The organism is Microbulbifer halophilus (assembly GCF_026183675.1).
Lineage (GTDB): Bacteria > Pseudomonadota > Gammaproteobacteria > Pseudomonadales > Cellvibrionaceae > Microbulbifer > Microbulbifer halophilus.
On the sequence record NZ_JAPIVK010000108.1, the window covers coordinates 1 to 317 of the forward strand.

The following is a 317-nucleotide window of genomic DNA, read 5'->3' on the forward strand; positions in this document are numbered from 1 at the left end:
CTATGTAGGCACCCTTCGTTTGAAGCTACTGAAAGTGGCTGCCGTGGTGACTTGCAAAGCCTCTCGCTGGGTGTTTCAGCTCGCTGAGCAGTACCCTTGGAAAAACCTGTTTCGCCAAACGGCCGAGCGCCTGCTAAGCGGATAACTCCATGTGAGCGCTGTCCCCGGCGTGTAGAAAAAGCATGGGGGTTGGGGGAGTTGCGTCTCGGCTCAGACGAATAGTTCGCTTTTTAAACAAAAACGTGCTGCGTGAGAATCCGAAACACGACCGAGCGATTCACTTTAACTTTAACACGTTTGGTGAAATATCCGGGCTA

Annotated in this window: 1 protein-coding gene; it reads left to right on the top strand. The window is 52.1% G+C overall.

Features of this window, described 5'->3' with window-relative positions:
- Positions 1-145: transposase (locus OQE62_RS19545; RefSeq protein WP_407665960.1), on the top strand; the 145-nt coding region annotated here is incomplete at its 5' end.
- Positions 146-317: the final 172 nt, after the last annotated feature.